At 56.3% G+C, this 23,973-nt stretch carries 23 protein-coding genes; 14 read left to right on the top strand and 9 right to left on the bottom strand.

Translation table 11 applies throughout. The features are described 5' to 3' along the window. Positions 1-64 precede the first annotated feature (64 nt). Entirely contained in the window at positions 65-517 is a 453-nt protein-coding gene (locus tag BM007_RS20905; RefSeq protein WP_090420797.1) for an acyltransferase, read from the bottom strand. 96 nt (positions 518-613) lie between these two features. Here BM007_RS20905 and psiE point away from each other — a divergent pair, with 96 nt between their 5' ends. Then, a complete protein-coding gene (gene psiE, locus BM007_RS20900) occupies positions 614-1,024 on the top strand; it encodes a phosphate-starvation-inducible protein PsiE (protein WP_000202963.1) in 411 nt (136 codons plus the stop codon). Between the two features lie 97 nt (positions 1,025-1,121). Here the strand turns inward: psiE and malG are convergent, their stop codons facing one another. From malG to malE, 3 genes are all read right to left on the bottom strand, one after another. Next, a complete protein-coding gene (gene malG, locus BM007_RS20895) occupies positions 1,122-2,012 on the bottom strand; it encodes a maltose ABC transporter permease MalG (RefSeq protein WP_023310002.1) in 891 nt (296 codons plus the stop codon). Between the two features lie 14 nt (positions 2,013-2,026). Next, a complete protein-coding gene (gene malF, locus BM007_RS20890; protein ID WP_090420794.1) occupies positions 2,027-3,571 on the bottom strand; it encodes a maltose ABC transporter permease MalF in 1,545 nt (514 codons plus the stop codon). A gap of 120 nt (positions 3,572-3,691) precedes the next feature. Beyond that, a complete protein-coding gene (gene malE, locus BM007_RS20885; protein WP_032645104.1) occupies positions 3,692-4,882 on the bottom strand; it encodes a maltose/maltodextrin ABC transporter substrate-binding protein MalE in 1,191 nt (396 codons plus the stop codon). Between the two features lie 370 nt (positions 4,883-5,252). On the opposite strand from malE, the gene malK reads away from it, so the two are divergent. The 5 genes from malK (at position 5,253) to ubiA (ending at position 10,415) form a co-directional block, all read left to right on the top strand. After that, positions 5,253-6,362 (top strand): maltose/maltodextrin ABC transporter ATP-binding protein MalK, encoded by a 1,110-nt coding sequence (gene malK / locus BM007_RS20880; protein WP_032650555.1) that lies wholly within the window; start codon positions 5,253-5,255, stop codon positions 6,360-6,362. Between the two features lie 71 nt (positions 6,363-6,433). Further along, the gene (locus tag BM007_RS20875; protein WP_024906682.1) at positions 6,434-7,789 is read left to right on the top strand and encodes a maltoporin; all 1,356 of its coding nucleotides are present in this window, start codon (positions 6,434-6,436) and stop codon (positions 7,787-7,789) included. Between the two features lie 112 nt (positions 7,790-7,901). Beyond that, positions 7,902-8,855 (top strand): maltose operon protein MalM, encoded by a 954-nt coding sequence (gene malM / locus BM007_RS20870; RefSeq protein WP_090420793.1) that lies wholly within the window; start codon positions 7,902-7,904, stop codon positions 8,853-8,855. A 180-nt stretch (positions 8,856-9,035) separates the two neighbouring features. Continuing rightward, complete coding sequence (gene ubiC / locus BM007_RS20865; RefSeq protein WP_024906684.1) at positions 9,036-9,533, top strand: chorismate lyase; 498 nt, start codon at positions 9,036-9,038, stop codon at positions 9,531-9,533. Between the two features lie 12 nt (positions 9,534-9,545). After that, positions 9,546-10,415, top strand: a complete 870-nt coding sequence (gene ubiA / locus BM007_RS20860) for a 4-hydroxybenzoate octaprenyltransferase (protein ID WP_048030191.1) — start codon at positions 9,546-9,548, stop codon at positions 10,413-10,415. An 89-nt stretch (positions 10,416-10,504) separates the two neighbouring features. On the opposite strand, the gene zntA is transcribed toward ubiA, so the two are convergent. Both zntA and BM007_RS20850 read right to left on the bottom strand, forming a co-directional pair. After that, the gene (gene zntA, locus BM007_RS20855; RefSeq protein ID WP_090420792.1) at positions 10,505-12,676 is read right to left on the bottom strand and encodes a Zn(II)/Cd(II)/Pb(II) translocating P-type ATPase ZntA; all 2,172 of its coding nucleotides are present in this window, start codon (positions 12,674-12,676) and stop codon (positions 10,505-10,507) included. 76 nt (positions 12,677-12,752) lie between these two features. Beyond that, positions 12,753-13,379, bottom strand: a complete 627-nt coding sequence (locus BM007_RS20850) for a lysoplasmalogenase (RefSeq protein WP_024906687.1) — start codon at positions 13,377-13,379, stop codon at positions 12,753-12,755. A 129-nt stretch (positions 13,380-13,508) separates the two neighbouring features. On the opposite strand from BM007_RS20850, the gene BM007_RS20845 reads away from it, so the two are divergent. Next, on the top strand, positions 13,509-13,865 hold the full coding sequence (locus tag BM007_RS20845) for a DUF2500 domain-containing protein (protein ID WP_061716152.1): 357 nt from the start codon (positions 13,509-13,511) through the stop codon (positions 13,863-13,865). Between the two features lie 60 nt (positions 13,866-13,925). Here the strand turns inward: BM007_RS20845 and BM007_RS20840 are convergent, their stop codons facing one another. Both BM007_RS20840 and rsmD read right to left on the bottom strand, forming a co-directional pair. Continuing rightward, on the bottom strand, positions 13,926-14,207 hold the full coding sequence (locus tag BM007_RS20840; protein WP_090420791.1) for a DUF1145 family protein: 282 nt from the start codon (positions 14,205-14,207) through the stop codon (positions 13,926-13,928). Continuing rightward, a complete protein-coding gene (gene rsmD, locus BM007_RS20835; protein WP_048990594.1) occupies positions 14,191-14,793 on the bottom strand; it encodes a 16S rRNA (guanine(966)-N(2))-methyltransferase in 603 nt (200 codons plus the stop codon). The genes BM007_RS20840 and rsmD overlap by 17 nt, the downstream gene beginning before the upstream one ends. Positions 14,794-14,920: 127 nt before the next feature. Here rsmD and ftsY point away from each other — a divergent pair, with 127 nt between their 5' ends. The 6 genes from ftsY to livJ all read left to right on the top strand — a co-directional run bounded on the left by ftsY (position 14,921) and on the right by livJ (position 21,918). Beyond that, positions 14,921-16,393, top strand: a complete 1,473-nt coding sequence (gene ftsY, locus BM007_RS20830) for a signal recognition particle-docking protein FtsY (RefSeq protein ID WP_090420790.1) — start codon at positions 14,921-14,923, stop codon at positions 16,391-16,393. Positions 16,394-16,395: 2 nt separating this feature from the next. Next, complete coding sequence (gene ftsE / locus BM007_RS20825; protein ID WP_023310016.1) at positions 16,396-17,067, top strand: cell division ATP-binding protein FtsE; 672 nt, start codon at positions 16,396-16,398, stop codon at positions 17,065-17,067. Beyond that, on the top strand, positions 17,054-18,109 hold the full coding sequence (gene ftsX, locus BM007_RS20820) for a permease-like cell division protein FtsX (protein ID WP_024906691.1): 1,056 nt from the start codon (positions 17,054-17,056) through the stop codon (positions 18,107-18,109). Before ftsE ends, ftsX begins: the two co-directional genes overlap by 14 nt. A gap of 251 nt (positions 18,110-18,360) precedes the next feature. Next, on the top strand, positions 18,361-19,218 hold the full coding sequence (rpoH, locus tag BM007_RS20815; RefSeq protein WP_024906692.1) for an RNA polymerase sigma factor RpoH: 858 nt from the start codon (positions 18,361-18,363) through the stop codon (positions 19,216-19,218). 136 nt (positions 19,219-19,354) lie between these two features. Continuing rightward, positions 19,355-20,620 (top strand): 4-aminobutyrate--2-oxoglutarate transaminase, encoded by a 1,266-nt coding sequence (locus tag BM007_RS20810; RefSeq protein ID WP_048990598.1) that lies wholly within the window; start codon positions 19,355-19,357, stop codon positions 20,618-20,620. Positions 20,621-20,817: 197 nt separating this feature from the next. After that, on the top strand, positions 20,818-21,918 hold the full coding sequence (gene livJ, locus BM007_RS20805) for a branched chain amino acid ABC transporter substrate-binding protein LivJ (RefSeq protein ID WP_024906694.1): 1,101 nt from the start codon (positions 20,818-20,820) through the stop codon (positions 21,916-21,918). Between the two features lie 109 nt (positions 21,919-22,027). Here the strand turns inward: livJ and panM are convergent, their stop codons facing one another. Continuing rightward, the gene (gene panM / locus BM007_RS20800) at positions 22,028-22,417 is read right to left on the bottom strand and encodes an aspartate 1-decarboxylase autocleavage activator PanM (protein WP_024906695.1); all 390 of its coding nucleotides are present in this window, start codon (positions 22,415-22,417) and stop codon (positions 22,028-22,030) included. A 424-nt stretch (positions 22,418-22,841) separates the two neighbouring features. Here panM and livK point away from each other — a divergent pair, with 424 nt between their 5' ends. Further along, entirely contained in the window at positions 22,842-23,951 is a 1,110-nt protein-coding gene (gene livK, locus BM007_RS20790; RefSeq protein WP_090420789.1) for a high-affinity branched-chain amino acid ABC transporter substrate-binding protein LivK, read from the top strand. Positions 23,952-23,973 lie beyond the last annotated feature (22 nt).

The raw sequence follows: 23,973 nt of genomic DNA, 5'->3' as shown, positions 1-23,973 counted from the left end.
CGGCACTGCGTTTGCCCGGCCTACGGTTTTTGTAGGCTCGGTAAGCGCAGCGCCACCGGGCGAACTACAAGCGGCGCAGCAGCCTTGCCGGGTTCCCGGCATAGACACCTTTCTCGACGATCGATTTTGTCACCACGCTTCCCGCCCCAATCACCGCTCCGTCGCAAATGGAGACCGCCAGAATGGTGGCACCGCTGCCAATCGACACATCATTTCCGATAGTAATATGGCCCCAGCTGGCCCGGTCGGCGTTCGGTTTCCCCTCACGAAACATATCGTTGGCAAACATCACGCCATGGCCAACAAAGCAACGCTTACCAATGGTCACATACTCACAGATGAAGGTGTGCGACTGAATTTTGCTGTCGTCACCGACGCGCGTATTGCCCTGGATTTCAACAAACGGGCCGACGAATACGCCGTTGCCCAGTACACAGTCGTAAAGATTAGTGGGTTCATATACGGTCACATTGTCGCCGCACGTCACGTTGCGAACCCCGGTTGGTTTACGATCCATCGGTTACCTCCCTACATAAAACATAATTAAAAAATATAGATCTCCGTCACATTTTTGCGTTATACAGAAACCTCGCCCTGGAGAATGAGGTGCTGTATGACATCCCTGACTCGCCCGCGCGTTGAGTTTATCTCAACTATCCTCCAGACCGTGCTGAACCTCGGTCTGTTGAGCCTTGGCCTGATACTGGTCGTCTTTTTGGGTAAAGAGACGGTGCATCTGGCGGATGTACTGTTTGCCCCTGAACAAACCAGCAAATATGCGCTGGTGGAAGGCCTGGTGGTCTACTTTCTCTACTTTGAATTTATCGCCCTGATTGTGAAGTATTTTCAGTCCGGCTTTCACTTCCCGCTGCGTTATTTTGTCTACATTGGGATCACCGCGATTGTGCGGCTGATCATCGTCGATCATAAATCCCCGCTCGACGTGCTGATCTACTCGGCGGCGATCCTGCTGCTGGTGATCACCCTCTGGCTGTGTAACTCGAAGCGGCTGAAGCGAGAATAAAAAAATGGCGGCCCGGAGGCCGCCTAACAACAGTCACAAGTTGGGTCAATACAATACGTCTAAAGTTGAGGGTTGCAGTGGCATAACAAAATGAAACTTAACCTTTCACACCGCCCGCCGTCAGGCCGTTGACCAGCCAGCGCTGCGCCAGCAGGAACACCACGGTAATCGGGATGGCGGAAAGTACGGCCGCCGCGGCAAAGTCACCCCACAGGTAGTTTTGCGGATTGAGGTATTGCTGCATACCCACGGCCAGGGTGTAGCTGTTCACATCACGCAGTAACAGTGAGGCAACCGGTACTTCGGTGATGGCGGCGATAAACGACAGGATAAACACCACCGCCAGGATAGGCACCGACAGCGGCAGCAGCACCAGGCGGAACGCCTGCCACGGGGTAGCCCCATCCAGCGCGGCCGCTTCTTCCAGCGAGCCGTCGATGGTTTCGAAATAGCCTTTAATGGTCCACACATGCAGTGCGATACCGCCAAGGTAGGCGAAGATCACGCCGCCGTGGGTGTTCAGACCGATAAACGGTACGTACTGGCCCAGACGGTCAAACAGGGCATACAACGCCACCAGCGACAGCACGGCCGGGAACATCTGGAAAATCAGCATCCCTTTCAGCAGCGTCGCTTTGCCCGGGAAACGCATACGAGCAAAGGCGTAAGCGCAGGTGGTGGACAGCGCCACGATACCGATCGCGGTAATACCTGCGATTTTCACCGAGTTCCACAGCCACAGCAGCACCGGGAACGGCGGCGGCGTGACGCGGCCATCCGCGTGCTCCACGCTGAAGCCCAGCGCGAGCTTCCAGTGCTCCCAGGAGATTTCGTCCGGGATCAGGCTCCCGGTGGCGAAGTTACCCGAACGCAGGGAGATGGCGATAACCATCAGCAGCGGGAACATGATCGCCGCGATGAAAATCAGCAGGCCTAAGTGCGTCGCCAGGAGGCGCAGCTTCTGAGATTTGGGTTGTACCATTGCCATGAACGATGCCCTCCTTAGTCAAATTTCATACGCGTGGCTTTCAGGTTCACTATCGCCAGTGCGCCTACCAGCAGGAAGATCAGGGTGGCAATCGCCGCCGCCAGACCGAAGTCCTGACCGCCGCCGCCTTCGAAGGCGATACGGTAGGTGTAGCTCACGAGCAGGTCGGTATAGCCTGCCGGCGTCGTGGTGCCAAGGCGATCCGGACCACCGTTGGTCAACAGCTGAATCAGCACGAAGTTGTTAAAGTTAAAGGCGAAGCTGGCAATCATCAGCGGGGTGAGCGGCTTGATGAGCAGCGGCAGCGTAATCTTAAAGAAGTTCTGGAACGGGCCCGCACCGTCCATCGCCGAAGCTTCGTACAGGTCATCCGGGATGGCCTTCAGCAGCCCCATGCACAGGATCATCATGTACGGATAGCCCAGCCAGGTATTGACGATGATGATCATCGAGCGGGCGGTGGTTGGGTCGCTGAACCAGGCCGGTTTGATGCCAAACAGCGCGCTCAGCATCATGTTGATTTCACCGAAGCTCTGGTTAAACAGCCCTTTGAAAATCAGAATCGAGATAAACGACGGCACGGCATACGGCAGAATCAGCAGCACGCGGTAAATCGCTTTGCCCTTCAGGGATTCCCACTGGACAAGACAGGCCAGCACCATGCCCACGGCAACGGTCAGGATCACGGTCAGTACGGAGAAGACCACCGTCCAGACGAAGATGGCGAAGAACGGTTTCTGAATGCCTTCGTCGGTAAACACGCGGGTAAAATTGTCCCAGCCGATGGTGACGGTATAGCCCGGGCTGAGTTTGTCATCACCCCATTTGCCGTCGGCAGTAATGGACTGATAGAAACCAATGTCGTTGTTTGGACGATATTTTACGCCGCTCTGGTTATTGGTCAGCGTGCCGTCATCCGCCAGAGTATAGAGCGGCTGCGTGCCGGAGAACTGGCGCAGCGAGCTCATGGTCACTTTGCTTTCGTCTGGCAGTACGGCGGTAAGCTGGGTCAGCGCCTGACGGTTCTGGGTAATGATGCGCAGGTTGGCACGTTCACCTTCAGGCAGGGCCTGTACCTCTTTTAAGGCCAGCTTCTGCTCGCCGCCAAATTTGAACGCGTCGGAGACATAGTATTTGCTGCTTGCTTCGTCAGTAAGCGCTAACTTCCACTCGTTTCCGGCAGGATACAGGCCGAAGTTAAAGGTCTTGCCTGCCTGATATGAGCGATCCAGCAGGACTTGCTGGGCGCGTTCCTGCGCAAGCTGGTTGGTGCTGCTGTAGTTGGTGAACGCAATGGCGATGGTACAAATCAGCGGGAACAGGACAAACAGCCCCATCCCGGCCACGCCCGGGTAGACATAGCGCCAGGCATAGGCTTTACGATTAGCGAAAATATACAGGCCAGCAGAGCTTAAAATCAGCGTCATGATGGCGAACAGATATTCCCCTTGTACGTACATTAAAACAACAAGGTAACCCACCAGCAGGCACAGCAGACCGATCGCTGACCACTTCAGCGCGTCGCTTTGCCACCAGCGTTTCTTTTTAATGACATCCATGGGGTTCTTCCTCTACAACGGTGGAATCTTATCGTCAGGTGGCGCTGCGCTTACCTGACCTACGGATCGTGCCGTAGTCGTAGAGCGGGTAAGCGCACGCGCCACCCGCCGTTTTTCTGCTTACTTAGTAATACGACCCTGAGCATCTTTCAGCGCGGCATCGACAGTCTGACGACCGCTTGCAGCGTTGATAACCGCGGTACGGGTGGCGTACCAGAATGCGGCCATCTGTGGGATGTTCGGCATGATTTCGCCTTTCTGGGCGTTATCCATGGTGGCCGCGATACGTGGGTCTTTCGCCAGATGATCCTGGAAGGATTTCAGCGCGACGGCGCCCAGCGGTTTGTCCTTGTTCACTTCATCCAGACCCTGATCGGTCAGCAGGTAGTTTTCCAGGAACTCTTTCGCCAGCTCTTTGTTCGGGCTGGCAGCGTTGATGCCTGCGCTCAGCACGCCAACGAACGGTTTAGACGGCTTGCCTTTGAAGGTTGGCAGCAGCGTCACGCCGTAGTTGATTTTGCTCTTATCGATGTTGGTCCAGGCCCACGGACCGTTGATGGTCATCGCGGTTTCGCCTTTGTTGAACGCCGCTTCCGCGATGGAGTAATCGGTATCCGCGTTCATGTGTTTGTTCTTGATCAGATCCACCAGGAAGGTCAGACCCGCTTTCGCGCCCGCGTTGTCCACGCCCACGTCTTTCACGTCATATTTGCCGTTTTCAAACTTGAACGCGTAACCGCCGTCGGCAGCAATCAGCGGCCAGGTGAAGTACGGCTCTTGCAGGTTGAACATCAGGGCGGATTTACCTTTCGCCTTCAGCTCTTTATCCAGTTTCGGGATCTCTTCCCAGGTTTTCGGCGGGTTAGGGACCAGGTCTTTGTTGTAAATCAGAGACAGGGCTTCAACCGCGATTGGGTAAGCGATCAGCTTGCCGTTATAGCGAACGGCGTCCCAGGTGAACGGGAACAGTTTGTCCTGGAAGGCTTTGTCTGGCGTCACTTCAGCCAGCAGGCCAGACTGCGCGTAACCCCCGAAACGGTCATGCGCCCAGAAGATGATGTCCGGGCCATCGCCGGTTGCCGCAACCTGCGGGAATTTCTCTTCCAGTTTGTCCGGGTGCTCTACGGTCACTTTGATGCCGGTATCTTTCTCGAATTTTTTGCCCACTTCGGCCAGGCCGTTATAGCCCTTGTCGCCGTTAATCCAGATAACCAGTTTGCCTTCTTCAATTTTGGCGAGCGCCGGTGCGGAAATCATCATTGCTGCGAGGGCGGACAATGCGAAAACGCGTGCGCCAGTCTTGATATTCATAGCTGCCATCCTTTTTGGTGATGTCTCGTGGTATGACTTCAGTGGTTCAACGTGTCTCAGTCTCCTTATTTGACATCCTCTTTCCATCCTCCCAACCCCTACGCCCCACCCCCCGTTTGTGTGATCTCCGTTGCATAAATTTAAGTTATGAGTGCTGGCGCACATAAAAACCCACCGAATTTTGCAGGCGGCTTCACGAATTTTGCCTCAGCCCCCCAGCCGCGGTCGCAGAGCCTGCTCCCTCATCCTCCCGCCTCCTCCCCCATAAAAAAGGCGGGGGGTGGAGGATTCGGGAAAGTAATGGATACCCCATAGTGAACTTATCTTGAATGTTTCTGTCGGTGACAGGTTGTAACGAAGGGAGAAGGGCATGGCGAGCGTACAGCTGCGTAATGTAACGAAAGCCTGGGGTGACGTTGTGGTGTCGAAAGACATCAATCTGGACATCAACGAAGGCGAATTCGTGGTGTTTGTTGGCCCATCAGGCTGTGGGAAATCTACTCTGCTGCGTATGATTGCCGGTCTTGAAACCATCACCAGCGGCGACCTGCTGATCGGTGATACCCGAATGAACGACATCCCACCTGCCGAACGTGGCGTCGGTATGGTGTTCCAGTCTTATGCTCTCTATCCCCATCTTTCCGTTGCCGAGAACATGTCCTTTGGCCTGAAGCTGGCCGGCGCGAAGAAAGAGGTTATTAACCAGCGCGTGACGCAGGTGGCGGAAGTGTTACAGCTGGCGCACCTGCTGGAGCGTAAGCCGAAAGCGCTCTCCGGTGGCCAGCGTCAGCGTGTGGCGATTGGCCGTACCCTGGTGGCCGAACCGCGCGTGTTCCTGCTTGATGAACCTCTCTCTAACCTGGATGCCGCCCTGCGCGTCCAGATGCGTATCGAAATCTCCCGTCTGCACAAGCGTCTTGGCCGCACGATGATTTACGTCACCCACGATCAGGTCGAAGCGATGACCCTCGCCGACAAAATCGTGGTGCTGGATGCCGGTCGCGTGGCGCAGGTGGGCAAACCGCTGGAGCTGTATCACTACCCGGCAGACCGCTTTGTTGCGGGCTTTATTGGCTCGCCAAAGATGAACTTCCTGCCCGTCAAAGTGACCGCGACCGCGATTGAACAGGTACAGGTGGAGCTGCCAAACCGCCAGCAGGTCTGGCTGCCGGTCGACAGCGCCAACGTACAGGTCGGGGCAAACATGTCCCTCGGTATTCGTCCTGAGCACCTGCTGCCGAGCCACATCGCCGATGTGACCCTGGAAGGTGACGTTCAGGTCGTCGAACAGCTTGGTCACGAAACACAGATTCATATCCAGATCCCCGCCATCCGTCAGAACCTGGTCTACCGCCAGAACGACGTGGTGTTGGTAGAAGAGGGTGCCAGATTCGCTATCGGCTTGCCGCCAGAGCGTTGCCATCTGTTCCGTGAGGATGGCACTGCATGTCGTCGGTTGCACAAAGAGCCAGGCGTTTAAGCAATCCCAAAAGAAGACACGAAACCGACAGGTGAAGTGTTCAAAGAAAAGCAATGATCTCAGGAGATAGAATGATGATTACTCTGCGCAAACTTCCTCTGGCAGTTGCCGTCGCAGCGGGCGTAATGTCTGCTCAGGCAATGGCCGTGGATTTCCATGGTTATGCTCGTTCCGGTATCGGCTGGACGGGGAGTGGCGGCGAACAACAGTGCTTCCAGGCAACCGGTGCTCAAAGTAAATACCGTCTGGGTAACGAATGTGAAACCTATGCGGAACTGAAGCTGGGCCAGGAAGTATGGAAAGAAGGTGATAAGAGCTTCTACTTCGACACCAACGTAGCATACTCCGTGGGGCAGCAGAACGACTGGGAAGCCACTAACCCGGCGTTCCGTGAAGCCAACGTGCAGGGAAAAAACCTGATTGAATGGCTGCCAGGTTCGACTATCTGGGCCGGTAAGCGCTTCTATCAGCGTCATGACGTCCACATGATCGACTTCTACTACTGGGATATTTCTGGTCCTGGTGCGGGTATCGAAAACGTCGATCTGGGCTTCGGTAAACTGTCTCTGGCAGCGACCCGTTCTCAGGAAGCGGGTGGTTCCTACACCTTTAGCAGCCAGAATATCTATGACAAATCGAAAGATACGGCGAACGACGTGTTTGACATGCGTCTGGCGGGGCTGGAGACCAACCCGAACGGTACTCTGGAACTGGGCGTCGACTATGGACGTTCCAATAAAACTGATGGTTACAGCTATGCAGACGGCGCGTCGAAAGACGGCTGGATGTTCACCGCTGAACACACCCAGAGCATGCTGAAGGGCTATAACAAGTTCGTTGTTCAGTATGCAACGGATGCGATGACCACTCAGGGTAAAGGCCTTTCACAAGGTTCCTACGGTTCGACCTTCGATATTAAAAATGACGATGGCTCGGTCACCCACTATGTTGATGACTACATCAACAACAACGGTAAGCTGTGGCGCGTGCTGGATCACGGTGCCATCTCCCTCGGCGATAAATGGGATCTGATGTACGTCGGTATGTACCAGAAACTGGATCTTGATAACGACCTGGGTACCGACTGGTGGACCGTGGGCGTTCGTCCAATGTACAAGTGGACGCCAATCATGAGTACCCTGCTTGAAGTCGGTTACGACAACGTCAAGTCTCAGCAGACTGGCGATCGTAACAATCAGTACAAAATTACCCTGGCACAACAGTGGCAGGCTGGTGACAGCATTTGGTCTCGTCCGGCGCTGCGTATCTTTGCAACTTATGCCAAGTGGGATGAGAACTGGGGTTACATCAAAAACGGCGATAAGGTCCTGAAATACGCAGCCGACAATAACTCCGGCTTCACCACCACTAGCCGTGGTGATAGCGATGAGTGGTCCTTCGGCGCCCAGATGGAAATCTGGTGGTAATCCCGTCTTAACCTGACGTAATGACCAAACTGAGGGGCGCAAGCCCCTCAATCCTTGGGACGGCGCGCTATTGCCTGGCTACCGCTGACCTGTGCATTTTGAGGTGATAACAATGAAAATGAACAAAACTCTCCTTGCTCTTTGTTTATCCGCAGGGCTGCTGGCAAGCGCGCCAGCAGTAACGCTCGCTAATGTGAATTTCGTTCCGCAAAACACAACATCCGCGCCGGCCATTCCGGCCGCTGCGTTGCAACAGCTGGTCTGGACGCCTGTCGATCCATCTAAAGCCCAAACGACCCAGCTCTCGACGGGGGGGCAACCACTTAATGTTCCGGGCATCAGTGGTCCGGTGGTTGCATACAGTGTGCCTGCAAACATTGGCGAACTGACGTTGACGCTCACAAGTGAAGTTAACAAGCAGACCAGCGTTTTTGCACCGAACGTGCTCATTCTTGACCAGAACATGACGCCTTCTGCGTTCTTCCCGAGCGAATACTTTACCTATCAGGAGCCTGGTGTCATGAGCGCAGACCGCCTCGAAGGGGTAATGCGACTGACGCCTGCGCTGGGTCAGCAGAAAATTTATGTGCTCGTCTTCACCACGGAAAAAGATTTGCAGCAAACCACTACGCTGCTTGATCCCGCTAAGGCCTATGCCAAAGGCGTAGGTAACGCCGTGCCGGATATTCCGGACCCGATTGCCCGCCATACCACTGACGGCCTTGTGAAGCTGAAAGTGTCGACCAGCAGTGCGTCCAGCGTCCTGGTTGGCCCGCTGTTTGGCTCCTCCGGTACAGGCCCTGTCACCGTAGGTAATACCGCTGCACCTGCCTATACCGCACCTGCTGCCACGACAGCCGCACCGGTAGCGACCGCAGCGCCAGCCCCGGCGAAGAAAGCGGAGCCGGTACTGAACGACACCGAAGAATACTTCAACAACGCCATTAAGCAGGCGGTGAAGCGCGGCGATGTCGATAAAGCGCTGAAACTGCTTGATGAAGCCGAACGTTTAGGTTCAACCACTGCCCGTTCCACCTTTATCAGCAGTGTAAAAGGCAAGGGGTAACCGTTTCCCCGCAGTGCTGATTTGTTAGTTGTTTGGTGCGCCTGAGTGGGCGCACTTTTTTTCGTCTCCGCCGGGCTGTTGCACTCTTGTTGCGATCGTGATCGTTAAATAACGTTTGGCCCCCCTCAATCCGTGTTTCTGCGATACAATGCCATTACGTTATGTATCGGAGAGTCTGGCATGTCACACCCTGCGCTAACGCAACTGCGTGCGCTGCGCTATTTCGACCAAATACCTGCGCTTGAACCGCAGCAACTGGACTGGTTGCTGCTGGAAGATTCCATGACGAAACGTTTTGAGCAGCAGGGTAAAACGGTTACGGTGACCCTGATTCAGGAAGGGTTTGTCTCTGGCGATGAGATTGCCAGCGAGCTGCCGCTGCTGCCGCAAGAGCCACGTTACTGGCTGCGTGAAATTTTACTTTGTGCCGATGGCGAGCCGTGGCTTGCCGGGCGGACGGTGGTGCCCGAGTCCACCCTTTCCGGGCCAGAACTGGCGCTGCAACGTCTGGGGAAAACGCCGCTGGGGCGTTACCTTTTCACCTCGTCTGAGCTTACCCGGGATTTTATTGAGATTGGTCGTGATGCCGAACTCTGGGGGCGTCGTTCCCGCCTTCGCCTGAGCGGTAAACCGTTAATTCTGACGGAGCTTTTTTTACCGGCATCACCGTTGTACTAAGAGGAAGAAAAAATGGAGTGGAGCCTGACGCAGAATAAGCTGCTGGCGTATCACCGCTTAATGCGTACCGATAAACCCATTGGCGCGTTACTGTTGCTGTGGCCGACCCTCTGGGCGCTGTGGGTCGCAACGCCGGGCGTGCCGCCGCTGTGGATCCTTGGCGTGTTCGTAGCCGGCGTCTGGCTGATGCGCGCGGCGGGCTGCGTGGTGAATGACTATGCCGATCGTAAATTCGACGGCCATGTAAAGCGTACTGCCGGTCGTCCGTTACCCAGCGGGCAGGTTACCGGGAAAGAAGCCCGCGTGCTGTTTATTGTTCTGGTGCTGCTCTCTTTCCTGCTGGTGTTAACCCTCAACACCATGACCATTCTGCTTTCCGTTGCGGCGCTGGCCCTGGCCTGGGTGTATCCGTTTATGAAGCGCTACACCCATCTGCCGCAGGTGGTGCTGGGGGCGGCGTTTGGCTGGTCGATTCCGATGGCGTTTGCGGCGGTTAGTGAGTCCTTACCGCTCAGCTGCTGGCTGATGTTCCTGGCGAATATTCTCTGGGCTGTGGCGTATGACACCCAGTACGCGATGGTTGACCGCGACGATGACCTGAAAATTGGCATCAAATCAACCGCCATCCTCTTTGGCCGTCAGGACAAGCTGATTATCGGTATCCTGCAGGTTGCGGTACTGGCGCTGATGGTGGCGATTGGTCGTCTGAACGGGCTGAACTGGGAGTTCTACTGGTCCGTGCTGGTGGCGGGACTGCTGTTTGCGTACCAGCAAAAGCTGATTGCGAAGCGCGAACGCGACGCATGCTTCAAAGCGTTTATGAACAATAACTACGTCGGTCTGGTGCTGTTTTTAGGCCTGGCGATGAGCTACTTCATATAAAAAAAGCCGGGTGGCGGCTTCGCCTTACCCGGCCTACGATTTAGCAGGATATGTAGGCCCGGTAAGCGTCAGCGCCACCGGGCGTTTTTTTACCGGCGACGCAACAACCTGAGCGCGTTCGCCGTCACCAGCACCGTTGCCCCGGTATCCGCCAGTACCGCCAGCCACAGCCCGGTCATGCCAAGCAGCGTGGTCACCAGGAAAATCCCCTTCAACCCCAGCGCGATACCGATGTTCTGACGGATATTGGCCCGCGTCGCGCGCGCAAGATCGATCATCTGCGCCAGCCCGGTCAGGCGGTTGTGGGTCAATGCCGCGTCAGCCGTTTCCAGCGCCACGTCGGTCCCGCTGCCCATCGCAATACCAATGGTGGACGCTTTCATCGCCGGAGCATCGTTAATCCCGTCACCGACCATCGCCAGCGGCGTCTGAGCGTTCAGCTCCGTTACCGCGCTGACCTTATCCGCAGGCAGCAATCCGGCTTTAAACTCCAGCCCCAGCTCACCGGCAATCGCTGCCGCTGCGCGAGGGTTATCACCGGTGAGAATCACCCCCTGCACGCCCAGCTGATGCAGCGCCGCCACGGCTTCTTTTGCGTCATCGCGGAGGGTGTCGCGCAGCGCCAGCATCCCTTTTGCGACGCCGTCCTGCATCACGCTCACAACAGTTTGTCCGGTTTGTTCTAACGCCTCCACCTCTGGAGTAGAAGACTTGCCAGCCGCGACAATCAGTACCTTTTTACCGTCAACGGTGGCCTCAATCCCTGACCCGACCAGCGCCCGCTGGGCGGTTGCCGGAGGGATGTTCAGCCCGCGCGACTGCGCTTCACGCACAATCGCCTGCGCCAGCGGGTGAGTGGAACCCAGCTCAACGGCGGCGGCCAGCGTAAGCAGTTCATCTTCACCGATATCCTGCGGATATACGCCGGTCACCTGCGGTTTGCCCACGGTCAGCGTACCGGTTTTATCGAACGCGATTTGCTGAACCTGGCTCAGCTGCTCCAGCGCCGCGCCGCCCTTAATCAGCGCCCCGCGACGCGCCGCCGCAGCCAGCCCGGAGGTAATCGCCGCCGGGGTGGAAATCACCAGCGCGCACGGACAGCCGATCAGCAATAGCGTCAGCCCTTTATAAATCCAGCCCTCCCACGGCGCGCCAAAGAACAGCGGTGGGACGACGGTAACCAGCAGAGCCACCAGCATAATGGCGGGCGTGTAGATCCGGCTGAAGCGGTCAATAAAGCGTTCGACCGGCGCGCGGCGCTCTTCGGCCTCTTCAATCAGCTTCAGGATACGGTCGATGGCGCTGTCGCCCGGCTCGGAAAGCACGGTGAGCTGTACCAGACGGTCGACGCTGGTGGCACCCGCAGGCACTTTTTCACCCGCCTCACGTTCAACCGGAATGGACTCGCCGGTCAGGGCGCTTTCATCGAAGCTCGCGGTGGCGGTAAGCAGCGCGCCGTCTGCAGGCAAGCGTCCGCCTGCCGCGACTTCAATCACGTCGCCCGGGCGCAGCGTATTGATGGCGACCGTTTCACGCGTGCCGTTTATCACGCGCGTGGCGGTTTCCGGCTTCAGCGCCATCAGCGCGCTGACCCCTTTACGCGCCCGGCTCGCAGCCCAGCCCTCAAGACGTTCGCCAATTAAGAACAGCAGCAGCACCATCGCCGCTTCTGCCGTTGCGCCAATAAACAGCGCGCCGATAGCCGCCACGCTCATCAGCGTTTCGATGGCAAACCAGCTGCCGCTTTTCATCAGGCGCAGCGCCTGACGGGCAATCGGGAACAGCCCGACCAGCGTGGTGGCGATAAACGCCAGGTTGCCGAACGGGTGGTTGAACTGTTCCAGCCCCCAGCTCAGGGCCATCATGATGATGAGGGTAATGAGCGGCAGGTTTTCTTTCAGGGAAGAGGCTTTTTCAGCGGGCGCCGTTTCGCTACGAAGGGTATAGCCCGCCTTGCTGACGGCGGCTTCCACCTGTTTGCTGACGTCGTTATAGGCGCTAACCAGCAGCTTTTCAGTGGCGAACAGCACCTGAACGTGACTCACGCCCGGCACTTGTTTGACGGCGTTTTCCACTTTGCGCGCACAGGCGGCGCAGTCCATGCCGTTAACGACCCAGCTGTAGCGGTTGCCGCTTTCAGGCAGCATTTCAGTTTGCGTTTCGCACACGCCTTCGCAGCAGCAGTCGTCTTTCGGCGGAACCGGTCTGAGCTTAAGTGCCGAGAATTGTGGAACTTTTTTAGATGTTTCTGGAGTCGACATGGCAGTCTCCGGTAATGATAATTTTCTCATTAACCGCAGCATACACTCTGGAGTCGACTCCAGAGTCAAGACTTATTTAAATATACAGCGAACGCACGATCAGGAAGTGCCCGGCAAAGTAGCAGGCGGCGGCAATCGCGTTATCCGCACGGAAGCGGCGACGATAGTGGCTGCCCAGCCAGACGACATTCCCGATCAGCAGCAGCGCGGCACCGAAGAACGCGGACATCGCCGGAGCGGTCGGACGGAAGAACCACAGCTCGCCCGCCAGCCACACCATTACCAGGGTCATGGCGATAAACGTGCAGACCGGCAAACGCATCTCTTCCAGACGTGACCAGATCACCGCAATCAGCAGCGCGCCAATCACCAGCAGCACCAACGGCAGCGGCCAGAAGAAGGAGAGCGTCATCTGGCTGGCAAAGTAGATGGTATACAGCAGATGCGACAGGAAGAACGCCCCAACGGCGTACAGCAGGCGCTGGCGCGGCAGCAGGGTTAAGGCATCGCCAATGAGGGAGGCGCACAGCCCGGCGAGCACCAGATAGCTGACGGCGTTGAACATCGGCGCTTGCCAGGCCAGCAGCAGCAGGAGCAACAGCGTGACCGGTTTAAACAACCAGCGCTGCCAGGTGGGACCGCGGTACGACGCATCGACATAAAGCCATGCGGAAAAACAGACAGCGATAAATGACCAAAGCATATTAACTCCCTGTATCTGTTAAGTCTGAATAATCAGTTTCTGATCCAGTGTAGTGACGCGGGCGGGCGTTTGGCAATGGCGGGGAAGGCAGGGTATCCTGAATTCCGCATAATCTGATGGGATTGTAGAATGAGCAAGATGCCGCTGTTTTTCATTATCGTGGTGGCGATTATCGTCATTGCCGCCTCGTTCCGCTTCGTACAGCAGCGCCGCGAGAAGGCGGATAACGATGCCGCACCCCTGATGCAAAAGCGCGTGGTGGTGACCAACAAACGCGAGAAACCGCTCAATGACCGCCGCTCACGCCAGCAGCAGGTGACGCCTGCGGGCACAACAATGCGCTATGAAGCGAGCTTTAAGCCGGAAACGGGCGGCCTGGAGATGACCTTCCGCCTGGAGGCGCAGCAGTACCATCAGCTGACAGTGGGAGAGAAAGGAACGCTGAGCTACAAAGGGTCGCGATTTGAAGGGTTCAGTACGGAATAATGCACGAACGGTTCCCTCTCCCTGTGGGAGAGGGGTAGGGTGAGGGCATCAGCCCGCACCTTATTTCTTCGCCTGCGCCTTAAATTTCTTCATCCACACCAGCAGCTCAAATACGCCGAAGATAAACACGCGCAGCTGCTGCCAGCCCGTCATCTGCGGGCCGTCTTTCGGCAGGCCGTTTTTCAGCATCACCATCTGCAGGGCGTGCATAAACGACGTGAAAATCAGCGCGACGTTAACGAAAATGTTCATCGGGCGCGGGAACGGGTGCACCAGATTCAGAATCAAAAACGCCCAGACGCCCAGCATCAGCAAACGTCCCAGATTAATCAGTACCGGCATCGGATCCTCCTTGTGCCTGACGGTGATACAGACGATAAGCAACCTGACCCGCGACTTTTTCACGGTGCAGATCCCAGTGAGCGGGAACCGGCGGTAAACCGTTTTCCACTTCGCTTTCAACGTAAATTAGCGCGTCATCCGCCAGCCAGCCGTTTTGCTCCAGCAGGGATAGCGTCTCCTCCAGCAGCGCCTTACGGAACGGCGGGTCGACAAACACCACGTTATGCGGCGTGCCTTTCTGCGCAAGAAAACTCAGCGTGTTGGTGTTCACGACTTTGGCGTTGCCCGCCTTCAGCGTCGCCAGATTTTGCTGCAGCGTCTGCGCTACGCCGCGCTCCATCTCCAGCAGCGTGGCGCTGGCGGCATAGCGCGACAGCGCTTCCAGACCGAGCGCGCCGCTTCCGGCGAAGCAGTCCAGGCAGTGGGCGTCTACCATTGACGGGGCCAGCCAGTTAAACAGCGTCTCGCGCACGCGGTCGGTAGTAGGGCGTAAACCGGGGCTGTCCGGCACCGGTAATTTCCGGCCTCGCCACTGACCGCCGATAATACGAATTTGACCGGCCGGGGCGCGGTTGGGTTTCTTCATCTCAGGAAAGCTCTGTTAACAATTGGCCTGCGATTGCGGGCGGTGATGTCAATTAAGTAAAGTGTTAGACTATTTCATCATTTTTTTAGCTTCCATGTATATAGCGCCGCGAGGAGTGTAGTCGCAGATGGCAAAACAAAAAAAACGTGGCTTCTTTTCCTGGCTGGGCTTCGGTGAAAAAGAGCAAGAAACAGAACAGAAAACCGAAGAGCAACAAGCCATTGAAGAGCAGTCACCGCCTGAAACGCCTGTAGAAACCGCCGCGGTAGTCGACGCGGAAGAAACGGCACACAGCAAAGAAGAGGTTGAATCCTTTGCAGAAGAGGTGGTTGAGGTCACTGAACAGGTTCAGGATAGCGAGAAGCCGGAACCGGTTGTCGTTGAAGACATTACCGAAGCACCGCAGGCCGTTATCGAGCATGAAGAGCTGCCGCTGCCGGAAGAGGTGAAAGCCGAAGAGGTGTCTGCCGAAGAGTGGCAGGCCGAAGCGGAAACCGTTGAAATTGTTGAGGCGGTGGAAGAAGAAGCGGCACTAGAGCCAGAACTGACCGACGAAGAGCTTGAAGCCCAGGCGCTGGCGGCGGAAGCCGCTGAAGAAGCGGTCATCGTGGTGCCGGTGGAAGAAGAACCGGAAGAAGAACCGGAAGAAGAGATCGTTCAGGAGCAGGAAAAACCGACCAAAGAAGGTTTCTTCGCCCGCCTGAAGCGCAGCCTGCTCAAAACCAAAGAAAACTTAGGTTCCGGATTTATCAGTCTGTTCCGCGGCAAGAAGATCGACGACGATCTCTTTGAAGAGCTGGAAGAACAGCTGCTGATTGCGGACGTCGGCGTGGAAACCACCCGTAAGATCATCGCCAACCTGACCGAAGGGGCGAGCCGCAAACAGCTGCGCGACGCCGAAGCGCTGTACGGTCTCTTGAAAGACGAGATGGGTGAAATTCTCGCAAAAGTTGACGAACCGCTTAATATTGAAGGCAAAACGCCATTTGTTATTCTGATGGTCGGCGTGAACGGCGTGGGTAAAACCACCACCATCGGCAAGCTGGCGCGTCAGTTCGAGCAGCAGGGCAAATCGGTGATGCTGGCGGCGGGCGACACCTTCCGTGCGGCGGCGGTTGAGCAGCTGCAGGTTTGGGGCCAGCGCAACAACATTCCGGTGATTGCCCAGCATACCGGCGCGGATTCCGCGTCCGTGATCTTCGACGCCATCCAGGCGGCGAAGGCGCGCAACGTGGACGTGCTGATTGCCGATACCGCAGGGCGTTTGCAGAACAAATCGCACCTGATGGAAGAGTTGAAGAAAATCGTCCGCGTCATGAAGAAGCTGGACGAAGACGCACCGCATGAAATTATGCTGACCATTGACGCCAGCACCGGACAGAACGCCATCAGTCAGGCGAAGCTGTTCACTGAAGCGGTAGGACTGACGGGGATCGCGCTGACCAAGCTGGACGGCACCGCGAAAGGCGGGGTGATCTTCTCCGTGGCCGATCAGTTCGGCATTCCTATCCGTTACATCGGTGTGGGCGAGCGTATTGAGGATTTACGTCCGTTTAAGGCGGACGACTTTATTGAGGCATTATTTGCCCGAGAGGACTAACAATGATTCGCTTTGAACACGTCAGCAAGGCCTATCTCGGTGGGAGACAAGCGCTGCAGGGGGTGACATTCCACCTGCAGCCGGGCGAGATGGCATTCCTGACCGGCCATTCCGGCGCGGGGAAAAGTACCCTGCTCAAGCTTATCTGTGGGATCGAGCGGCCAAGCGCCGGGAAAATCTTTTTCGGCGGCCATGAGATCAGCCGCCTGAAAAACCGCGAAGTGCCGTTCCTGCGTCGTCAGATCGGCATGATTTTCCAGGATCACCACCTGCTGATGGATCGCACCGTTTTCGATAACGTGGCCATTCCGCTGATTATTGCCGGCGCCAGCTATGACGATATCCGCCGTCGCGTCTCTGCGGCGCTGGATAAGGTCGGGCTGCTGGACAAAGCGAAGAACTTCCCGATCCAGCTCTCCGGCGGTGAACAGCAGCGCGTGGGTATCGCCCGCGCGGTGGTGAACAAGCCTGCCGTGCTGCTGGCGGATGAACCGACCGGTAACCTGGACGATGCCCTGTCAGAAGGGATTTTGCGTCTGTTTGAGGAATTCAACCGCGTAGGGGTCACCGTATTGATGGCGACGCACGATATCGGGCTCATTTCCCGTCGTTCGTACCGCATGCTGACCCTGAGCGACGGGCATTTGCACGGAGGCCACGGTGAACAAGCGTGATGCAATAAACCAGATTCGGCAGTTCGGGAACCGGTTTGACCGTTTCCGTAAGCCGCAGGGCGGTGGTGACGGCAATCGTAATGCGCCGAAGCGCCAGAAGGCCGCGACAAAACCGGCCTCCCGTAAAACCAACGTGTTTAACGAACAGGTACGCTACGCTTTCCACGGCGCGCTGCAGGACCTGAAAAGCAAACCGCTGGCGACGTTCCTGACGGTGATGGTGATTGCCATCTCCCTGACGCTGCCAAGCGTCTGTTATATGGTCTATAAAAACGTCAACCAGGCGGCTTCACAGTATTATCCGTCCCCGCAGATCACGGTCTATCTGGATAAAGCGCTCGACGATAACGCCGCTGCGCAGGTGGTTGGGCAAATCCAGGCCGAGCAGGGCGTGGAGAAGGTCAACTATCTCTCACGTGAAGACGCGCTGGGCGAGTTCCGTAACTGGTCTGGCTTTGGCGGCGCGCTGGATATGCTCGAAGAGAACCCGCTGCCCGCCGTGGCGGTGGTGATCCCGAAGCTGGATTTCCAGGGGACCGATTCGCTTAACACCCTGCGCGATCGCATCACGCGCATTAAGGGCATTGATGAAGTGCGCATGGATGACAGCTGGTTTGCGCGTCTCTCAGCCCTGACCGGGCTGGTAGGACGCGTCGCGGCGATGATTGGCGTGCTGATGGTGGCGGCGGTCTTCCTCGTCATTGGTAACAGCGTTCGCCTGAGCATCTTTGCCCGTCGCGATACCATCAACGTGCAGAAACTGATTGGTGCGACGGATGGCTTCATCCTCCGACCGTTCCTTTACGGTGGTGCATTGCTCGGTTTTTCCGGCGCATTTCTTTCACTGATATTGTCAGAAATTTTGGTGATGCGGCTTTCGTCTGCCGTGACTGAAGTGGCGCAGGTTTTCGGAACGAAGTTTAATATCAGCGGCTTAGGTTTCGATGAGTGCCTGTTACTGCTGCTGGTGTGCTCGATGATTGGGTGGGTGGCAGCCTGGCTGGCAACCGTTCAACATTTACGTCACTTTACTCCCGACTAATAAAAGCGTGATATAATCTTTCCCTGCACCGAGATGTTCGCTCTGCAGGGAAAGCGTCCCTGTTGTCTCTTCCCCTGTTATCATCTCCATGTCACATTTTGTGCGTAATTTATTCACCGTTGCGCCTGGAACTTGTGGATAAAATCACTGTCTGATAAAAGAGTGAATGCTAATCTCGTTGCTCAAACGCTTTGGCATGGTTGTTGCCTGACGGGGACGACCTGGACCAGAAGAAACATTGAGAGGAATGAATGACCAAAGAAATGCAAACTTTAGCTTTAGCCCCTGTTGGTAACCTGGAATCTTATATCCGGGCTGCGAACACCTGGCCGATGTTAACGGCCGAGGAAGAAAAGGAGCTTGCTGAAAAGCTGCATTACCAGGGCGATCTGGAAGCAGCTAAGACGCTGATCCTGTCTCACCTGCGCTTTGTTGTTCACGTTGCTCGTAATTATGCGGGCTACGGCCTGCCGCAGGCGGACTTGATTCAGGAAGGTAACATCGGTCTGATGAAGGCTGTACGTCGCTTTAACCCGGAAGTGGGTGTGCGACTGGTCTCCTTCGCCGTGCACTGGATCAAAGCAGAAATTCACGAATACGTGCTGCGCAACTGGCGTATCGTGAAAGTCGCCACGACAAAAGCGCAGCGCAAACTGTTCTTTAACCTGCGTAAAACCAAGCAGCGTCTGGGCTGGTTCAATCAGGATGAAGTGGAAATGGTGGCGCGCGAGCTGGGCGTAACCAGCAAAGACGTGCGTGAGATGGAATCCCGTATGGCCGCGCAGGACATGACCTTTGATATGTCCTCCGACGACGACGCATCTGACAGCCAGCCGATGGCACCGGTTCTGTATCTGCAGGATAAAACCTCTAACTTTGCTGATGGCATCGAAGAGGATAACTGGGAAGATCAGGCCGCGAACAAGCTGACCCATGCGATGGAAGGCCTCGACGAACGTAGCCAGGATATTATCCGCGCCCGCTGGCTGGACGAAGACAACAAGTCCACGCTGCAGGAGCTGGCCGACCGCTACGGCGTCTCTGCGGAACGTGTCCGTCAGCTTGAAAAGAACGCCATGAAAAAACTTCGCGCCGCTATCGAAGCGTAATTTCCGCGAAGTACACCGAGAACCCTCGAATGCAAATTCGGGGGTTTTGTTTTTTTAGCGCCCGCTCTGGCGAATTCCCTCCCCCTGGCAAACACTTACTGATGCGCTAAGCAGGCGACTTTCTCAGGGGGACAGGGTGAAAAACAACGAACTGAACGACCGGCGTTTACAGGCGACGCCGCGCGGCATCGGCGTGATGTGTAACTTCTATGCCGATAAAGCTGAAAACGCCACGGTGTGGGACGTGGAAGGCAACGAGTACATCGACTTCGCCGCCGGTATCGCGGTGCTGAATACCGGCCATCGCCATCCCAAAGTCATTTCCGCCATCGAAAAACAACTCCACGCCTTTACCCATACGGCGTACCAGATTGTGCCGTACGAAAGCTATGTCGCGCTTGCCGAGCGCATCAACCAGCGCGTGCCCGTTGACGGTCCGGCTAAAACGGCGTTCTTCTCAACGGGTGCAGAGGCGGTTGAAAACGCGGTCAAAATTGCCCGGGCGTACACCAAACGTCCCGGCCTTATCACCTTCGGCGGCGCGTTCCACGGCCGCACCTTTATGACTATGGCGCTGACCGGCAAAGTTGCGCCGTACAAGCTCGGCTTTGGCCCGTTCCCCGGTTCGGTTTATCACGCGCAGTATCCGAATGAACTGCACGGCGTCAGCACCGCTGAGGCGTTGAAAAGCCTGGAACGCATCTTTAAAGCGGATATCGCACCCGACCAGGTCGCGGCCATTATTCTCGAACCGGTTCAGGGAGAGGGCGGTTTCAACATCGCGCCAGCCGATTTTATGCAGGCGCTGCGCGCCCTGTGCGATACCCATGGCATTTTGCTGATTGCCGACGAGGTGCAAAGCGGCTTCGCCCGTACCGGCAAGCTGTTCTCAATGGAACACCACTGCGTGAAGCCGGATCTGATCACCATGGCGAAAAGCCTGGCGGGCGGGATGCCGCTCTCAGCGGTGTCGGGCCGGGCAGAGATCATGGACGCCCCTGCGCCGGGCGGGCTGGGCGGTACCTACGCCGGAAACCCGCTGGCGATTGCCGCGGCGCATGCCGTGCTCGACGTGATTGATGAAGAGGATCTCTGCACGCGCTCGGCGCATCTTGGCCATCACCTGGTGGAAGTGCTGAACAAAGCGAAGGAACACTGCCCGTATATCGCGGACATTCGCGCCCAGGGCTCAATGGTGGCGGTGGAGTTTAACGACCCGCAAACGGGCCAGCCTTCGCCGGAATTTACCCGCCAGGTCCAGGAGCGCGCGTTGCAGGAAGGGCTGCTTCTTCTGAGCTGCGGCGTCTACGGCAACGTCATTCGTTTCCTCTATCCGCTGACGATCCCTGAAGTGCAGTTCCGTAAAGCGCTGGACATTATCTCCGCCTCGCTGACACGTTAAAGCCATATGCCCGGCGAAAATCCCTGCCGGGCCTATCATATATTCATTTCAAATTAGCTATTCCAAAATCATAAAAATCGGGTATGTTTTAGCAGAGTATGCTGAAAAAGCGCGAACAGCACACCTATAACTGACATAAAGCGCTGCACAACAACATCACAACAATCGTAATAACCATAATAATGGGGAATCTCAGGATGAACATGAAGGGTAAAGCGTTACTGGCAGGATGTATCGCGTTGGCATTCAGCACCATGGCACAGGCAGACATCAAAGTGGCTGTGGTTGGCGCGATGTCCGGTCCGGTAGCACAGTACGGCGACCAGGAGTTTACCGGCGCTGAGCAGGCGGTTGCAGACATTAATGCTAAGGGCGGTATCAAGGGCGAAAAACTGCAGATCGTAAAATATGATGATGCCTGTGACCCGAAACAAGCGGTCGCGGTCGCGAACAAAGTGGTGAACGACGGGATCAAATACGTTATCGGTCACCTGTGCTCTTCCTCTACTCAGCCCGCGTCTGACATCTACGAAGACGAAGGTATCCTGATGATCACTCCGGCGGCGACCGCACCGGAGCTGACCGCGCGCGGCTATAAGCTGACCCTGCGCACCACCGGTCTGGACTCTGACCAGGGCCCAACCGCGGCGAAATACATCGTTGAAAAAGTGAAGCCGAAGCGTATTGCCATCGTTCATGACAAGCAGCAGTACGGTGAAGGTCTGGCGCGTTCAGTGCAGGACAACCTCAAGAAAGCCAATGCCGACGTGGTGTTCTTCGACGGGATCACCGCCGGTGAGAAAGACTTCTCCACCCTGGTGGCGCGTCTGAAGAAAGAGAATATTGATTTCGTTTACTACGGTGGCTACCACCCGGAAATGGGGCAGATCCTGCGCCAGGCGCGCGCTGCGGGCCTGAAAACCCAGTTTATGGGTCCGGAAGGCGTGGCGAACGTTTCCCTGTCTAACATTGCAGGTGAATCAGCCGAAGGCCTGCTGGTGACCAAACCGAAGAACTACGACCAGGTGCCAGCGAACAAACCTATCGTAGATGCCATCAAGGCGAAGAAACAGGATCCAAGCGGCGCGTTCGTCTGGACCACCTATGCGGCGCTGCAGTCTCTGCAGGCGGGCCTGAACCAGTCAGCCGAACCGGCTGAGATTGCCACCTGGCTGAAAGCGAACACGGTCCAGACCGTCATGGGGCCACTCTCCTGGGACGCGAAGGGCGACCTGAAGGGCTTCGAGTTCGGCGTGTTTGACTGGCATGCTAACGGGACTGCTACTGACGCCAAATAAACGCAAATGGCAACCGTAAGGTTGCCATTTTAGTGTTTGCACCCTCTCCCCGTGGGAGAGGGCCGGGGTGAGGGCATCAGGCCGCACCGCACGCATCACCCCGCACAATTCACCCCAAACGCTTCTCCCACCCGCTCTCCTGCGCCGTAAACCCTAACGCCTGCATAAACGCCGCCATCACGCCGCGGTCTTCCACGCCGACGTCAGCCATCCACCATGAGGTCACGCTCGGGTTTTCGCGGATCACTTCTTCAATTAAATACTGTCCCACACCGCGACGACGGGTGACGTCACGTACGCGCAGCGAGTCCAGCGCCCCTTCTGTACCGCTCAGGGTGACGCGAACCGCGGCCAGCAGGCGCTCGTTAAAACGCGCGGCATAAATGCGGTGGGTCTCATCCACGCGTAGCGACGAAGGGGAATATTCCGGCCAGATCTTGCCCAGGTCGATATGATCCTGGTCGCTAAAGGTCACCAGACGCACGATAGTCAGTTTCATTAGCTACTTGTCCAAATCAGATTGAGTAGGGGCAGTGTACTCAATTTATTCACTCAGCGGCTTCCTCTTTTTATTCTCATTAACCAGGTGATTAGTTTTTTGGCAACGCGATGGGCAGTTTGAAAACACATGGATCGAAAAATAAGCAGAATTTTAACCTGAAGGGTAGTGATTTATTCGGCGCTTTGTACCGTTATTTTATGCTGCAAACTGCACTTTTATTTGTTTATCTCTGCCTGATTTCAGAATATTATCTTTGCTTAATCGCCTGAAAAATAGAGATTTTAGTCTGGTTTTTGACAAAAACCTGCGCTAAACCATTAAAGGCACTGGTAAAAATAGCGTTGTTCATTAAAAGTACAGAATGCTTTTTAACCATAATAAAACAAAATATAAACACGACATCACGAATGGGGATTCAGAGATGAAAAGGAACGCGAAGACGTTAATCGCGGGGATGGTCGCACTGTCGATCTCGCATGCCGCTATGGCGGAGGACATTAAAGTTGCGGTAGTGGGTGCGATGTCCGGCCCTGTTGCCCAATGGGGTGACATGGAGTTCAACGGTGCGCGCCAGGCCATCAAAGACATCAACGCTAAGGGCGGCATCAAAGGCGACAAGCTGGTGGGCGTGGAATATGACGACGCCTGCGATCCGAAACAGGCCGTCGCGGTCGCCAACAAAATCGTCAACGATGGCATCCAGTATGTGATCGGCCACCTGTGTTCATCCTCCACCCAGCCTGCGTCTGATATCTACGAAGACGAAGGCATCCTGATGATCACCCCTGGCGCAACTAACCCTGAGCTGACCCAGCGCGGCTATCAGCACATTATGCGCACCGCGGGGCTGGACTCCTCTCAGGGGCCCACCGCCGCCAAATACATCCTTGAAACCGTCAAGCCGCAGCGTATCGCCATTATTCATGACAAGCAGCAGTACGGCGAAGGTCTGGCGCGCTCCGTTCAGGACGGCCTGAAAAAAGGCGGCGCGAACATCGTCTTCTTCGACGGCATTACCGCCGGTGAGAAAGACTTCTCCGCGCTGATCGCCCGTCTGCAAAAAGAGAATATCGACTTTGTTTACTACGGCGGCTACTACCCGGAGATGGGACAGATGCTGCGTCAGGCGCGCGCCACCGGTCTGAAAACCCAGTTTATGGGGCCAGAGGGCGTGGGCAATGCCTCTCTGTCAAACATCGCGGGGGATTCAGCCGAAGGCATGCTGGTGACGATGCCAAAACGCTATGACCAGGATCCGGCCAACAAGCCTATCGTGGATGCGCTCAAGGCGCAGAAGAAAGATCCGAGTGGTCCGTACGTCTGGATCACCTATGCGGCCGTACAGTCTCTGGCCACCGCGCTGGATCGCTCCGGCAGCAAAGAACCGCTGGATCTGGTGAAAGATTTAAAAGCACACGGGGTGAACACCGTGATTGGGCCGCTGAACTGGGATGAGAAAGGCGATCTGAAGGGATTTGAGTTTGGTGTCTTTAAGTGGCACGCCGACGGTTCGTCCTCGGCCGCCAAATAATTATCCCACCGCCCGGACCGCC

Origin of the sequence: Enterobacter sp. NFIX59, assembly GCF_900113755.1 — a bacterium.
Classification (GTDB): Bacteria; Pseudomonadota; Gammaproteobacteria; order Enterobacterales; family Enterobacteriaceae; genus Enterobacter; species Enterobacter pseudoroggenkampii.
The sequence above is the reverse complement of the archived record's forward strand: the minus strand, read 5'-3'. Positions and strand labels throughout refer to the sequence as shown.

Coding starts and splice junctions, on each gene's coding strand:
- ftsE (WP_023310016.1), top strand. CDS start 16,396: ATGATTCGCTTTGAACACGTCAGCAAGGCCTATCTCGGTGGGAGACAA.
- rsmD (WP_048990594.1), bottom strand. CDS start 14,793: ATGAAGAAACCCAACCGCGCCCCGGCCGGTCAAATTCGTATTATCGGC.
- livJ (WP_024906694.1), top strand. CDS start 20,818: ATGAACATGAAGGGTAAAGCGTTACTGGCAGGATGTATCGCGTTGGCA.
- panM (WP_024906695.1), bottom strand. CDS start 22,417: ATGAAACTGACTATCGTGCGTCTGGTGACCTTTAGCGACCAGGATCAT.
- BM007_RS20850 (WP_024906687.1), bottom strand. CDS start 13,379: ATGCTTTGGTCATTTATCGCTGTCTGTTTTTCCGCATGGCTTTATGTC.
- malE (WP_032645104.1), bottom strand. CDS start 4,882: ATGAATATCAAGACTGGCGCACGCGTTTTCGCATTGTCCGCCCTCGCA.
- livK (WP_090420789.1), top strand. CDS start 22,842: ATGAAAAGGAACGCGAAGACGTTAATCGCGGGGATGGTCGCACTGTCG.
- ubiC (WP_024906684.1), top strand. CDS start 9,036: ATGTCACACCCTGCGCTAACGCAACTGCGTGCGCTGCGCTATTTCGAC.
- BM007_RS20845 (WP_061716152.1), top strand. CDS start 13,509: ATGAGCAAGATGCCGCTGTTTTTCATTATCGTGGTGGCGATTATCGTC.
- ftsY (WP_090420790.1), top strand. CDS start 14,921: ATGGCAAAACAAAAAAAACGTGGCTTCTTTTCCTGGCTGGGCTTCGGT.
- BM007_RS20905 (WP_090420797.1), bottom strand. CDS start 517: ATGGATCGTAAACCAACCGGGGTTCGCAACGTGACGTGCGGCGACAAT.
- zntA (WP_090420792.1), bottom strand. CDS start 12,676: ATGTCGACTCCAGAAACATCTAAAAAAGTTCCACAATTCTCGGCACTT.
- ubiA (WP_048030191.1), top strand. CDS start 9,546: ATGGAGTGGAGCCTGACGCAGAATAAGCTGCTGGCGTATCACCGCTTA.
- malG (WP_023310002.1), bottom strand. CDS start 2,012: ATGGCAATGGTACAACCCAAATCTCAGAAGCTGCGCCTCCTGGCGACG.
- malM (WP_090420793.1), top strand. CDS start 7,902: ATGAAAATGAACAAAACTCTCCTTGCTCTTTGTTTATCCGCAGGGCTG.
- malF (WP_090420794.1), bottom strand. CDS start 3,571: ATGGATGTCATTAAAAAGAAACGCTGGTGGCAAAGCGACGCGCTGAAG.
- BM007_RS20875 (WP_024906682.1), top strand. CDS start 6,434: ATGATGATTACTCTGCGCAAACTTCCTCTGGCAGTTGCCGTCGCAGCG.
- malK (WP_032650555.1), top strand. CDS start 5,253: ATGGCGAGCGTACAGCTGCGTAATGTAACGAAAGCCTGGGGTGACGTT.
- rpoH (WP_024906692.1), top strand. CDS start 18,361: ATGACCAAAGAAATGCAAACTTTAGCTTTAGCCCCTGTTGGTAACCTG.
- psiE (WP_000202963.1), top strand. CDS start 614: ATGACATCCCTGACTCGCCCGCGCGTTGAGTTTATCTCAACTATCCTC.
- BM007_RS20840 (WP_090420791.1), bottom strand. CDS start 14,207: ATGCCGGTACTGATTAATCTGGGACGTTTGCTGATGCTGGGCGTCTGG.